Consider the following 13,313-nt stretch of genomic DNA (forward strand, 5'->3'; position numbering starts at 1 on the left):
GCCGCGCCTCGAGCGCTCGCCTTATATCGAAAATACTCAGTTAGACGGATTCATCATAACTAGACGGCTTATGGTAGTGGATTTGGCGTATCTTTGTCGTAGGCCGTTTAGGCAAAGCGATGTCATCCAGATTCCACTCATGCACAGCGAGGGACTTCAGGTAGCGGATCTTGTCCAGCGTTTCAGCGAGGTTCTTGGGGCCGTTGCGTCTGGAAGGCGCCTTGATCCACTCGAGGTGCGTTGCAGAGTCGTCAGCCCGTGGACTGCGGACGGATTCCATGCATTGCTGCAGCGTGGCCGCCGACACTGCGCGGTTGACCGCTGCGAGCATTTGCGCCTCGTAGCTGGAAAATGCATGCCGTGCCAAGTTGGTGATCTGGCGCTGGCCGGGAATGAGGTGGCAGCGATCGTATAGCCATCGCTGAGCGGTGGTGACAAGCTCATCCACGTCTGCCGCAGCGGCAGCTTGTACGCGGAGCATCTCTTGCAAAGCGGTCTGGCTGGTGACATCGAACGGCTTGATGCCAAGGTGCTCCTTGACCCATTGCTGATGCTCGTACAACGTCGGACGTCGTTGGTACAGTGACTTCAGGCTGGCAATCGACAGCAACGGCGCGGAGAAAGCTTCGCACACGTACTGAAGGAGATTGCGCGGAACGACAGCAAACCGGTCCAACGGCCGACCGAAGGCCCGGAGGCAAACGAGCTGCAGGCCGACCGCGGCGAATCTGTCGGCCCGAAACCGCTCCCGTATTGCCGCGATGTCAGCACTGGTGAGCTGAAAGAACTGCTGCAGGTCAAATTCTGTCAAGCGGGCAGGCAACCTTCCCTGCCAACGTAGCGATACGCAAATGCCGACATCTGCACTTTTTTGGGTGTCGTTCGGGTCGTACGACAAGTGCTCGGATGGCCGCAATAACGTCAATGAATGGGCTGCAACGCCACGCCAACAGGGGACTCGGGGCTGATTGTGATAACCGTATCAATCGGCAAGAAAAGGACGATTACCCCGCCTTCCACGACGTCACAATCGGTCCGGGAGGATTGCAGGTCGCGAACCGGTTGATCATGCCAGGAGATGCGGGCGACCGAGAGCCGCAACCGCAAGCGCTATCTAAGTCCCAAAGTGGTGCCGTTTACTTATATGTATGTTTGGCGACGTGGGAAATAGTAAAAAGATGCACGCAACGGGTTAGTTATTGACCGACCTAACCTCTCTGCTACGTGTTCGACTACTTGAGGACGTAGGCGAGGCGCTTCCACCAGTATCGAAGCGAGTACTTCGCCTTGTAGGGCGCCGGCCTTTGTCGGATTCCCACTGTAATGATGTAAGCATACAGCGCAATCAACACTACAAGGAGGGCGAGCACCAAAATGATCATGGAATCCTCGTTTCAAAGTGAATAATCCAATCCATTGCAAGTCCTCTCAGAGGTGGATGGATCAGGACGCCCCGCTGCGACAACGAACGATTGAATCGCGTACCACATTGCCCAAAGCAGGACTGATTGGGGTGGGGAACTGTTGCTCAGCTTGAATCGACACGTCGCATGCCTAGATCGTGAACGGCTTGGCATGTCTGCCCCGCGACCGGCTGCGGTTCACTCATCCGCTTCGAGAATCATGTCCACAGAGTCCCTTCCTGCCAGCTCGGCCACGAGGTAAGCCCAACGTCGAGAGTATGGCCCGCCAAAGACTTCAATTCGCTTACCAAAGGCAGCGATGCCTGGCGAACTCATTGGTTCCTCGACCTGAAACCAGACGTCGAACATGTCTTTGGATGCCATATTGAGTTCGACATGGATGTTGAACCCACGATATTCCGTCACCCGTTCCATAGTCGTCCCCCCATCTTCGGGTAAGTTTTCTCAACGCGGTGTCCATCGACTTTCCCGCATCAAAGGGGGGCTCTTCCCATGTTTGGGTAGCCCAGTGCACCGTTCCCGTTCCTATCGTCATCCCGAGGGAATCCATTGAGAGAGTGACAACTCGCGGATGGGCGCGCGCCAGGCGCCCACCTCGCTGCTTCTAAGCGCTATTTAGAATGATGATTAAAATCGCGAATCGTCAATCCTATTACGGTTGGTGATTTACGCTCCGTCGGAAAACAAATCGCGTCTATCCGTGACTTTTGCACCATCGGTGAACACATCGCGGCCTTCCGTGACTCTCGCACCATCGGAGTAGACGTCAAACTTCGTGGTTTTCCCTCCATCTGTATAGGGGTCACGCGTCCCCATTGTGCCGGCGCCATCAGTATAGACATCGCGCATACCCGTCCTGGAGTATGCCGCCCCAGCGCCAAGCGCGGTGCCCATCACAGCGATTAATAGGATGCTTCGCACCATATTCCACCTCCTTCAGGTGGTTATTCGTCCCCGGCTCGTAAGAATTACCCGGTAGCAATTTATGTTGATTTGTGTCCAGCGCATTCGCCTCCCACCATATTCATCTCGCGATGGAATCGTCAAAATTCCTGGAGATAATTCGGGCTGCTCCTTCTTTCAGGCAGGGCAACGTAGAGTTGCGGAACCGTATCGGCATCGTGGATCCGGCGCTGCAATCATAGCCACCTGAGATTCGGCATCAGGTCACTATGACCGTCGATCCCTACGCCGCCCAGTTCGTTGATGATCTGCTTCACGACTTCCTTCGATTGCGAATCGCAGCCGGCAATCATCAGCAACTCACCCGGTTCTGCTTGCGCATTGTGCCGCCTCAGCCCAAGGCGCCCGATCTTGCCGCCCACCAATCCGCCGATCCACCAGCCGACCATCGCGCTAAGCACGACAGCACCAACATACGCCACGGCGGTGGCGCCGGCGCCGACGGAGGTTCCGTAGCTGAAGATTACCAGCGCGCCGACGATCCCGCCGACGAAAATCCCTGTAATCGCCGCCTCCTCGCAGTATGTAGTCTGGCTGACGTCAATCGTCGGCAATCCGTCGACTGGCTGGTTGTCGGGATGGCCAAACCATGGCCCTGCCACGCGTGCTGGGGTGCGCGCCAACTCGCCTAATCGCGTTTGGGCTAATTGTGCCGAGGCGGCGTCTTTTAGTTTGAAATACAGCAGCGTACGCATAACGTTACCTCATGCGATCTCATTTCCCTCTTCCGGCGAGCCGGAGGATGGTTCTTGATGACTGCGGCCCACGCTCCGGAGTACCTTGGCATTGGGGCAGGATGTTGACCGCAGGTTTGGCCAACCTTCGTTGACAGCGCGATCCCAGTCAATTGTCAGTGTGATTTCCGCATGGCATCGGGTTGCCCCCACTCGTATGAATCCAAATCGATGGATGTTTCCCTTCGCGGGCTGGCCGATCCGGCCGTCGGGCAACAGAGCTTGGTGTGCAGGGGGCGAGCTCGGTAGCTGATCATTGCAGAGGTATTAGGCATGTTTGTCCTGTGTTGATCACCCGGCTGGCAAAGTGCCGATAGTTGTAACGACGCGTCGCCGGTGTTGGCCCCGATCTTCCATCGCGAACGGGTCATCTTTTCCACCCGTATCGCGTTGCCAAGGACCATTACGGCATTTTCGTCACGATGAGAGTACGACTTTGCCAACCGGAAACGCGGAAGAGCAGCAATCAAGGTGGAAGCCAACTTTGCGTTCGGCCTGGCAGAGAAAAATCTCGCTCGCCAGATATCGATTGCATCGATATTTGCGAAAAACCGGCTTACTGAGTGATGGGCGACTGGACGAAACAATTGTCGCCGAGTTGGCATGTCGCATGAATTTTCCTGGGATCCCCATGAGTGACTTCAGGAGTCACCAGTCCTAAGACGTCGTCGAGGGGGAAGGCCCGGAAACGAGTGATTGGCGGAGCAAAAGCGCTTAGCTTTCGGGACGCGTCAACTTGCAGTATAGGGGGCGATGCACGATGTCCCTAACCCCCTTACAACTTGGCCACGCAGGTGTCGCGCACCTGCTGTGGCCACTATGGCATTGGCTGTTCGGGCTCGGGAAACTGAGGCTGGCGGCCGGCGCTACGAGTAAGTGAACCGCTGTCCCGACCAAGAGAATGCTGAACAGCAGAAGACCTTGTGCCAAGCCAACGCCAGAGCCTCTCAGGACTAAGGACGTCGGCGAGGAACAGGCCAAGTTGAGTCAGGAACGCTCCGGAAAATCCGATGACACGCTGGGCATAGGTCCATCCACCTCCCCACGTCAACGGCGACCAAAAATCAGCACCGAGGCCAGCCAACGTGCGGCCAACCCCCGCCAGGTGCGCTGCGACTCAGTCCGGATGAACCACGGATACAACGTATTGAAGCTTCACAACTATTGACCAATGAGCATGCAGACGAGAAGTGCCGAAAATCTTCTTCTGCATGATATTGAGTGGTCGACGTCGAAGCCTCACAAACGGGACTCCGTGAGGAAATCCTCCGTAAGTAGGGGCCGCAGGCACCCGCTCCTTCCCCAAGGCGCAGCGCCATTCCGGCGATGCCACTATCCAATTCGGAAAAACTCCACACCCTGCCCCGCATTGACCGCCCGTCGCAGCCAGTCGGGATGTCGCCCTGCCCGTCCCAGCTCTCGCGGCGACACGATCGCGACGTTGCTCAGACGGCTTGGCATGGAAGATCCCGACGCACAACAGTTTATTTCCAGCGATCCGGCGGCGCGCACCCTGTTCAACCTTCAGCCGGACCAGGTCGTCCAGGCCGACAGCGGCGGCAGAATGCCCGTCATTTGAAATGACGCGGAAACGTTGAAACAGGTTTTGCCTGCTGACGCATGCGCAATTGAACAAGCCCGCTCACTCGATCTGCACCGCCATCTGTGCTTCCGTCGCCGTCCATGGCGGGGAGTGGTAGGAGTATCGGGGAATGTGTCTTGGTTGCACATCAGGAGCTGCCGTACTTCTCCATCGTGTCCGCGCCCGCGAACGACCACCTCAATCGATAATTTCCTGACGCCGCTCAAAGGCGGACAGCGCTCGTCAGCGGCGTGGGCGCATGCAAAGGTCTCCGGCATCAGCAGCCGCGCCTGCCGCCCGTCGTGTCACGCGCCATCGGCACCCATGCTGCGCGCAGTCAACGGGAAATATCATGAAAAGGTTCGTTCTTACTATTGCCGCCGCCCTCGCCGCTCCCTTGCCTGCCGCCAAGGCGGCAGGCGCCGACTTGTATTTGATCGAGAAGGCGCGAGCCGCCAAGCAGGCAGCAGCCCGGAAACAAGCGCTTCAACAGCCGATGATGAAGGCGCGTAGCAGAGTACCCCGACGCCCGCGGCTTAGCCATCGGCCGTCGGGATACTGGCATGACTGAAGGCGGGCGGGGATTCCTGATGTGCAAAAAAACTGCCAAAAGAGGAATGCGCCCCTAAAAAAAACCAGTCATCCGTGTCCAGAACGCTGGCCGACACGCTGATCATTTCCGACATTGGCTCGCAGCGTAAATTCGTCGCAGGGTGGGCAGATTTCTCACGCGGCGGTATTACGGCCGCTTCTGTGAGTGGCCCACGAGTGGCAAGCTAGGAACGGCATTTGCATGGTGCCAATTACTATGCTGAGTGAGGGCCCGTTCGATCTCGGGTTCCTGCGCATTAGCGGATAGACCCAGAAAGTCGAAGATGTAGGGATCCTTCAGGGCAGGACGGCATACCATTCGCGGAGCGGCGTATTCTTCACCTTGTCTAGCAACGTGCAGATGTGAAACCACGGCAATTGTGCAGCAGGCTGCTGCACAAATGCGACGTCCGGCCATGTCTCAGCGAGGGCTCGCATGTATTTAAGGTTGCGCGGCGAGAATCCCTTCATATCGGGAAAGCTGGCTCGGAGGTCGCGAGCAAGCCGGTCAATCACCTGAGCTCCCCAACCCTGATGCTGTTGGCGCTCTCGAATGTCGCGCCCGATCTGCCAGTAAAGATGAATCAATTCCCGGTTCGCCGAGTTCAGCGCGCGTTGGCGCGCCAGTTCCACGCGGCGCTTCAGTTCAGCGAGCCAGAGGGCGTAATCGGAGGTATGCGAAACGGGATTGGCCATCTGAAGGACTGACTAATGGGGTCGGCCGATCATTATCGCCGTGGCCGCGGCCATAAGCAATGTGTCACATGGCGCACACGGAAACGTCTGCGCGCGACTAGGACCCGCCCTTGATCACCCGGTCGGCCGGTTGCCCGCCGTACCCCGACAAGCTGAAGGAACTGATCGCCCACTACGAAACATTGGAGCAGGATATTCGGCCGCGGGTCCACGCCGCGCGGGACGTCTGCCGCGGACGCCCCGCTGTGGATGCCAGTCGCCAGCACACCGCCAGCAGTATTGCTACCTCCAACTTACTCCGGAACGTCCTTGGTTCAATGCGCTACGGCGTCACCGACATCCCCCCGCTGCAGCAGATCCAGCGCCACATCCACAATCATGTCCTCCTGCCCGCCAACCATGCGCCGCTGGCCCAGTTCGACCAGGATGTCGAACGCCGACAGCCCATACTTCTGGGCGGCGGCTTCGGTATGCCGCAGGAAGCTCGAATACACGCCGGCATAACCAAGCGCCAGCGTCTCGCGGTCCACGCGCACCGGGCGCTCCTGCAGCGGACGCACGATGTCCTCTGCTGCGTCGATCAGCGTCTTGACGTTGCAGCCATGGTTCAGGCCCATGCGGTCCGCCGCGGCGATGAACACCTCCAGCGGCGCGTTGCCCGCGCCCGCGCCCATGCCGGTCAGGCTGGCGTCGATGCGGTCGCAGCCATGCTCGAGCGCCACGATCGAGTTGGCCACGCCGAGCGACAGGTTGTGGTGGGCGTGCATGCCCGTCTGCGTCTCGGGCTTCAGCGTATCCCTGAATGCCCTGAAGCGGTCGGCAACGTCGTACATGTTCAGCGCGCCGCCCGAGTCCACAACGTACACGCATTGCGCCCCATAGCTCTCCATAAGCTTTGCCTGTTCGGCCAGATGTTGGGGCGTGGTCATGTGGCTCATCATCAGGAAGCCCACGGTGTCCATGCCCAAGTGACGCGCGTACTCAATATGCTGCTTCGAGATGTCGGCTTCTGTGCAGTGCGTGGCCACTCGCACGATGCGGGCGCCGGCTTCGTAGGCATGCTTCAGGTCATGGATGGTGCCGATGCCTGGCAGCAGCAGCGTGGCCACTTTCGCGTGCGTCAGCACATCCGCCACCGCCGCGATCCATTCGAGGTCGGTGTGGGCGCCGAAGCCATAGTTGAAGCTCGAACCCTGCAGGCCGTCGCCGTGGGCGACTTCGATGCTGTCGACGCCGGCGACATCCAGCGCACGCGCAATGCGCACGGCCTGTTCCAGCGAGTACTGATGGCGGATGGCGTGCATGCCGTCCCGCAGCGTGACGTCGGAGACGTAGATCTTCTTGGTCTTGTCGAACATGGGAATTCCTCCGGGGCTCACAGGCCGAGCTTCGCGGCGGCCAGCCGGTCCGCGGCCGCCAGCGCCGCGCTGGTCATGATGTCGAGATTGCCGGCATAGGCCGGCAGGTAGTGCGCCGCGCCTTCGACCTCCAGGAAGATCGACACCTTCAGGCCGGCCTGCCAGCCGATGCCCGGCACGTTCAGCGCCCGCTCCACCTCATAGCGCTCGAACTGGACGGCCTGCTTCAGGCGGTAGCCCGGCACGTACTCGGCTACGCTGGCCGCCATGTCGCGCACCGAGTCACGGATCGCGTCCTGGTCGGCGTCGAGCTCGGCCAGGCAGTAGACCGTGTCGCGCATGATGAGCGGCGGCTCGGCCGGGTTCAGCACGATGATGGCCTTGCCGTGGCTCGCGCCGCCGACTTCGACGATGGCCCGGGAAGTCGTCTCGGTGAACTCGTCGATGTTGGCGCGCGTGCCGGGACCGGCCGACTTGCTGGCAATGGACGCAACAATCTCCGCGTAATGGACCGGGGCGACGCGCGAGACAGCGCGCACCATCGGGATGGTCGCCTGCCCGCCGCAGGTGACCATGTTGATGTTCGGAGCATCCAGATGCGCGTCAAGGTTGACGACTGGGATGACATAGGGACCGATGGCCGCTGGTGTCAGGTCGATCACGCGCACGCCGCGCTCCTGCAGCAGCGCGTTGTTGCGCGCATGCGCGCCAGCGGAAGTGGCGTCGAAGGCGATGCCGATGTCTCCAAAGTCCGGCATGGCGAGCAGCCCGTCAAGGCCTTGCGCCGTGACCGACACGCCCATGCGCGAGGCCCGCGCGAGGCCGTCCGAAGCGGGGTCGATACCGACCATGGCCCCCATCGTCAGATGCCGCCCGTGGCGCATGACCTTGATCATCAGGTCCGTGCCGATATTGCCCGAGCCGATGATGGCAACCGGGATCTTCTTGCTGTCTGGCTTCATCATGGTTCCTGGTGTCTTATTCCGCGAAGACGGCGCACACTTCGCCGAGGCCTTCGATGCGGGCCACTAGGCGGTCGCCGGCGCTAACCGGAACCATGGGGCCAAGGGCACCGCTCATCAGCACATCCCCGGCCTTCAGCGGCGAGCCCATCCTGACCATCATGTCCGCCAACCAGGCTGCCGCATTGAGCGGATTGCCCAGGCAGGCCGTGCCCGTGCCGGCGGACACCTGCTTGCCGGCGCGATCCATCGTCATGGCGCAGTTCACCAGGTCCAGTTCGTGCAGGCGCACCGGGCGGGAACCCATCACGAACAGCCCGCTGGAGGCGTTGTCGGCAATGGTGTCCGCGAGCGTGATGTCCCAGTTGGCGATGCGGCTGCCGACGATCTCGATTGCGGCAACGGCATAGGCGGTCGCGCCGATGATATCGGCGAAGGTGTGCTTCTCATGCGTCAAGTCGCGCTCCAGCACCAGTGCGATCTCGGCTTCGGCCTTGGGTTGGAGCGTGCGCGACAAAGCGATCTCCTCGCCGTCGCCGACCGCCATGTCGGCAAACAGCATGCCGAAATCGGGGGCATCCACGCCCAGCTGCTTCTGCACGGCAAGCGACGTCAGGCCGATCTTACGGCCGACCAGGCGGGTAACCTCCAGCCGCTGTCGTGTGTTGTGCGCCTGCACTGCATAGGCTGCGCCCACGACGTCGGCGCCGGTCGCTGCTTCCCGAATCAGTTCGCGGACCGGCGGGCACGGCGTGCGCGTGGCCTCCGCCTCCCGCAGGCGGCGCGCGATATCGGCAATCAGTTCTTGGTTCAAGTCGGACTCCTTCTTCTTGAAAATGGTTGACGGCATTCAGTGCGGGATCTGCCTGAAGCCGCCATTGAGGTAGACCAGGGCATCCTGCCCGGCGCCGTTGGCGCAGCCCCTGGTCGCGAGCACTTCGCACAGGAAGGCGTGATGCGTACTTTCGTCATAGACCTTGACCACGCGGCAGTCGAAGTTGACGAGCGCGTCGTCAAGCGCCGGCGAACAGGTCACCATCGTGCTCCAGCCGCCATGCCGGAAGCGCTCGTCGCCGTGCACACCTTCGATCATGCCGGCGAAGGCCCTGGCTACGCCTTCCTGGCGGCTCGACAGCACGTTCACGCACAGCGCGCCGCTGTCCATGATGATGTTGGCCGCCACGACGTTCTTGTTGACGAACACGGCCAGGCGCGGCGGCTCGGCGGTGACCGAGACTACTGCCGTGGCGGTCAGCCCGGCCCGCGCCTGCTCATGTCGGGCGGTAACGATGCTGACGGCTGCGGCGAAGTTGCGCAGACCGCCGCGGTGCTCCTGTGCGCTGACGGCAGGCAGCGCGAGCAGCTCGGGGTTGGGCGTCCAGTCAAGACGCTGGTTGATTGGCTGGTTCATCGAAACTCTCCTTGTTCCTTACGATGCCGGCGTCGACGGCTCGGCCCTTTGCAGCGGCGTGACGCCCGGCTCCGGCACGCTGCGCTTGCCCGGCGGAAACAGGAAGCACGACAGGGCCGGCAGCAGGATCAGCGCCCCCAGCATGTTCCAGAGGAACATGAAGGCCAGCAGGATGCCCATGTCCGCCTGGAACCTGATCGGCGAAAAGCTCCACGTGGCCACCGCCAGTCCCAGCGTGACGCCGGTCAGCACCACCACGCGGCCGGTGAACAGCAGCGCCTGGTAATAGGCCCGCGACAGGCTTTCCCCTTTGCGCAGGAACGACAGCATCACGGTCAGCATGTAGAGTGCGTAGTCGACGCCGATGCCCACGCCAAGCGCGATCACCGGCAGCGTTGCCACCTTCACGCCGATGCCGAGCGCCACCATCATGGCTTCGCACAGCACCGAGGTCAGCATCAGCGGCAGCACCGCGCAGATCACCGCGCGCCACGAGCGGAAGGTGATGAAGGCCAGCAGGATCACGGCCGCGTACACCAGCAGCAGCATCTGCGTGTTGGCGGTCCTCACCACGATATTGGTCGCCGCCTCGATGCCGGAGTTGCCGGCCGCCTGCACCACCTTCACGTCCTTGTCGTCGTTGCGCCGGGCAAAGTCCTCGACCGCGGCCACCACGGACGCCAGCGTGTCCGCCTTGTGGTCCTTCAGGTACGCGTAGACCGACAGCAGGTCGCAGCGCTGGTTGAAGATCTCGCGCGGGGCGCGCGTGACGATCGCGTTGATCATGCTCTGCGCGCGCGGGATCTCGTACCAGAGCATGCTGCCCTCGTTCATGCCGACCGCCATTTTCCTGGCCACCGCTGCCAGCGAGTTGGTGGATTCCACGCCGGGAAGCTGCTGCAGCTCCCACTCCAGCGCGTCCACCCTGGCCAGGTTGGCGTAGCTCGCGCATTCTCCCGGCGGCGTCTTCAGCATGGCCACGAAGATGTCGCTGCTGGCGGCATAGCTCTGCGTCATGAAGGAGTTGTCGCGGTTGTAGCGCGAGTCCTGGCGCAACTCTGCCGCACCCGGATCGAGGTCGCCGATCTTGAGGTGCAGGCTGGCAGCGAAGCCGGCGGCGCCCAGCACGACGGCCACGGCCAGTGCCACGGCAGCCCACCGGCGCTGCGTGAAACGGTCGAGAAACGCCCACAGTGCATGCTTGCCGTGACCGTCCTGCATGCCTGCGGTGTCCGCCTTCAGGCTGCGCTGCGCCGCCCCGGCCCTGACGCCCGTGAAGGACAACAGGATCGGCAGCAGGACCAGGTTGGTGAAGATCAGCGCCGCCATGCCGATGCTCGCGGTGATGGCCAGGTCCTGGATCACGCGGATATCGATGACCATCAGCACCGCGAAACCGACGGCGTCGGCCAGCAGCGCGGTCAGCCCGGCCAGGACCAGGCGGCGGAAGGTATAGCGCGCGGCCACCAGGCGGTGCGTGCCGCGCCCGATGTCCTGCATGATGCCGTTCATCTTCTGCGCGCCGTGGCTCATGCCGATCGCGAAGACCAGGAACGGGACCAGGATGGAGTACGGGTCGAGCTCGAAGCCGATGGTCGGCAGCACGCCGAGCAGCCAGACCACCGCCACCAGCGAGCACGACACCACCAGCAAGGTGCTGCGCCAGCAGCGCGTATACCAGAACAGTACGGCCGTGCAGAAGGCAATCGCCACGGCAAAAAACAGCAGCACCTGCTGCAGGCCGCTGATCAGGTCGCCGACGATCTTGGCGAAGCCAGTGACGTGGATCCGGATCCGGTCGCTCTCATAGCGTGCGCGGATCTGTTCGAGCCGGTCGCCCAGTTGGTGGTAGTCCAGCCGCTCACCCGCGCCGTGGCTACCTTCCATCAGTGGCACCAGCACGATGCTCGAGCGGAAGTCGGCGGCGACCAGGCTGCCGATCTCGCCGGAGCGCTCGACGTTGGCGCGCAGCTTGCGCATCGCATCGGGCGATCCGTCGTAGCTGTCCTCGATCACGGGGCCGCCGTCCAGCCCGTCTTCCGTCACGCCGATCCAGCGCACCGCGGGCGTCCACAGCGACTTCATGAACGGTCGGTCCACGCCCGGCAGCAGGAACACCTCGTCGTTGATCTTGCGCAGCGTTTCCAGGTACTCCGCGTCATAGATGGTGCCCTGCGTGTTCTCCACCGCGATGCGCACCACGTTGCCCAGGCCGGCCAGGTCCGCCTTGTGCGCCAGGTAGTTGACGATATACGGGTGCCGGGCCGGAATCATCTTCTCGAAGCTTGCGCCGAGTGTGAGCCGGGTGGCCTGGAAGCCGAGGATGGCGGTGACGAGCAGGCACAGCGCGACCACCACCCCGCGATGGTTGAACAGCAGCCGTTCGATGAAGGAGCCGGATTGCCGGTCGAAGTCGCTGAGGTCCCGGATCACCGGCGGCTCGTACCCTGTCGGAACATGGCTCATGGCTTGCCTGCCTCTTTCCCGTTGCCGGCGGCGAACCGTACCGGCCCCCGCACGGTGCTGCCCACCAGCGCGCCATCCGCGGCCAGTGCGATGTCCGTCATAGGCTGGCCGCGCGCCGCCGCGCGGAACTGGCGGCCGTCGTCGTCGCTGCGATAGGTCTGGCCCGATTCGTCGACCAGCAGGAAGCCGCTCGCGCCGAGCCGCGTGCCGGCCGTGATCGAAACCGGCGGCAGCTCCACCCGTTCCCAATGCATGCCTGCGTCCGCGCTGCGATAGACGTTGCCCTTCAGGCCATAGGCAAGAATGGTCTGGCCCGAGGCCGAGGACACCGCGCCGAAGAGCGTGCCGTTGCCAGGGAAGTCAATACGGCGGAACTGGCGGCCACCGTCTGTGGACGCCAGCACCGTGCCCTGCTCGCCGAGCAGCAACAGGGCGTCGCGCGTCGGCACGATGGCATACATATGGCGCGCATCGGCGGCGGCCAGGCTGCCCATGAACGACAGCCAGCTGCGGCCGCCGTCCTCGGTGCGGAATGCCATGCCATAGGCACCCACGGCCATGCCGTGCTGCGCGTCGGAGAAGCGCACGTCGAGGAAAGGCTTGTCAGCGCCGTCCTCGACAAGCTGGCGGGCATCGGCCGTGCGGCGCGATGCATCGCCCTCCTCGCGCTTGGCGGCGGCCAACTCTGTCCTCGCCGCCCTGGTGCCGTCGAGCTGCATGCTCCAGCTCTCGCCGCCGTCGCGCGTGGCCAGCACCACGCCGCTGTGGCCGACGGCCCAGCCGTTCCTGGCGTCGACAAAGCGCACGCGCGTCAGCGCCACGGAGACAGGCACCTTCGCCTGCCGCCAGCGGTTGCCGTTGTCGTCGGACAGCAGGATGACGCCACGCTCGCCAACGGAAACCAGGCGGTTGCCAGCGCGGGCCACTGACAGCTGCAGTAGCGTTGCCGCTTTCTCCGAGGTCACGGCGGGCTTGTCGAGTACGTCGGCATTAGCGCTGCCAAGGCAGCACGCGAACGCCAGCGGTAGCAGCCAGCCGTTCCGGCTGGCGGCGATGTTCAATACGATCATGGGATCACGCATCTGGGGGCTTTCAATATGGCATTGCAGAATGTTGCCCGCCGGAT

Annotated in this window: 8 protein-coding genes and 4 pseudogenes; 1 reads left to right on the top strand and 11 read right to left on the bottom strand. The window is 62.4% G+C overall.

Going from position 1 to position 13,313, the window contains the following annotated elements; all coding sequences use genetic code 11:
* Positions 1-106: 106 nt before the first annotated feature.
* From ACAD63_RS33020 to ACAD63_RS33035, 4 genes and pseudogenes are all read right to left on the bottom strand, one after another.
* Positions 107-861: pseudogene (locus tag ACAD63_RS33020) on the bottom strand (DUF4158 domain-containing protein); the annotation flags it as partial.
* A 740-nt stretch (positions 862-1,601) separates the two neighbouring features.
* Positions 1,602-1,838, bottom strand: coding sequence for a hypothetical protein (locus ACAD63_RS33025; RefSeq protein WP_135707100.1), 237 nt, complete (start codon positions 1,836-1,838; stop codon positions 1,602-1,604).
* A gap of 725 nt (positions 1,839-2,563) precedes the next feature.
* Positions 2,564-3,082, bottom strand: coding sequence for a hypothetical protein (locus ACAD63_RS33030; RefSeq protein ID WP_135706617.1), 519 nt, complete (start codon positions 3,080-3,082; stop codon positions 2,564-2,566).
* Positions 3,083-4,453: 1,371 nt separating this feature from the next.
* Positions 4,454-4,542, bottom strand: a pseudogene (locus tag ACAD63_RS33035) (H-NS histone family protein); the annotation flags it as partial.
* On the opposite strand from ACAD63_RS33035, the pseudogene ACAD63_RS33040 reads away from it, so the two are divergent.
* A pseudogene (locus tag ACAD63_RS33040) lies at positions 4,542-4,673 on the top strand (M23 family metallopeptidase); the annotation flags it as partial. The pseudogenes ACAD63_RS33035 and ACAD63_RS33040 sit on opposite strands and share 1 nt — an antisense overlap.
* Before the next feature lie 838 nt (positions 4,674-5,511).
* Here the strand turns inward: ACAD63_RS33040 and ACAD63_RS33045 are convergent.
* From ACAD63_RS33045 to ACAD63_RS33075, 7 genes and pseudogenes are all read right to left on the bottom strand, one after another.
* Positions 5,512-5,990, bottom strand: a pseudogene (locus ACAD63_RS33045) (DUF1016 N-terminal domain-containing protein); the annotation flags it as partial.
* Positions 5,991-6,304: 314 nt separating this feature from the next.
* Complete coding sequence (dmpG, locus tag ACAD63_RS33050; RefSeq protein ID WP_434034934.1) at positions 6,305-7,348, bottom strand: 4-hydroxy-2-oxovalerate aldolase; 1,044 nt, start codon at positions 7,346-7,348, stop codon at positions 6,305-6,307.
* Between the two features lie 17 nt (positions 7,349-7,365).
* Positions 7,366-8,310 (bottom strand): acetaldehyde dehydrogenase (acetylating), encoded by a 945-nt coding sequence (locus tag ACAD63_RS33055; protein ID WP_434035072.1) that lies wholly within the window; start codon positions 8,308-8,310, stop codon positions 7,366-7,368.
* A gap of 16 nt (positions 8,311-8,326) precedes the next feature.
* Positions 8,327-9,124, bottom strand: coding sequence for a 2-keto-4-pentenoate hydratase (locus tag ACAD63_RS33060; protein WP_434034935.1), 798 nt, complete (start codon positions 9,122-9,124; stop codon positions 8,327-8,329).
* Positions 9,125-9,160: 36 nt separating this feature from the next.
* The gene (locus ACAD63_RS33065) at positions 9,161-9,721 is read right to left on the bottom strand and encodes a flavin reductase family protein (RefSeq protein WP_434034936.1); all 561 of its coding nucleotides are present in this window, start codon (positions 9,719-9,721) and stop codon (positions 9,161-9,163) included.
* Positions 9,722-9,739: 18 nt separating this feature from the next.
* Entirely contained in the window at positions 9,740-12,187 is a 2,448-nt protein-coding gene (locus tag ACAD63_RS33070) for an efflux RND transporter permease subunit (RefSeq protein WP_434034937.1), read from the bottom strand.
* Positions 12,184-13,257 carry a WD40/YVTN/BNR-like repeat-containing protein gene (locus ACAD63_RS33075; protein ID WP_434034938.1) on the bottom strand — a complete coding sequence of 358 codons (1,074 nt, stop codon included), beginning with the start codon at positions 13,255-13,257 and terminating at the stop codon, positions 12,184-12,186. The genes ACAD63_RS33070 and ACAD63_RS33075 overlap by 4 nt, the downstream gene beginning before the upstream one ends.
* Positions 13,258-13,313 lie beyond the last annotated feature (56 nt).

Origin of the sequence: Cupriavidus sp. a3 (assembly GCF_051015765.1) — a bacterium.
Taxonomy (GTDB): domain Bacteria; phylum Pseudomonadota; class Gammaproteobacteria; order Burkholderiales; family Burkholderiaceae; genus Cupriavidus; species Cupriavidus oxalaticus_A.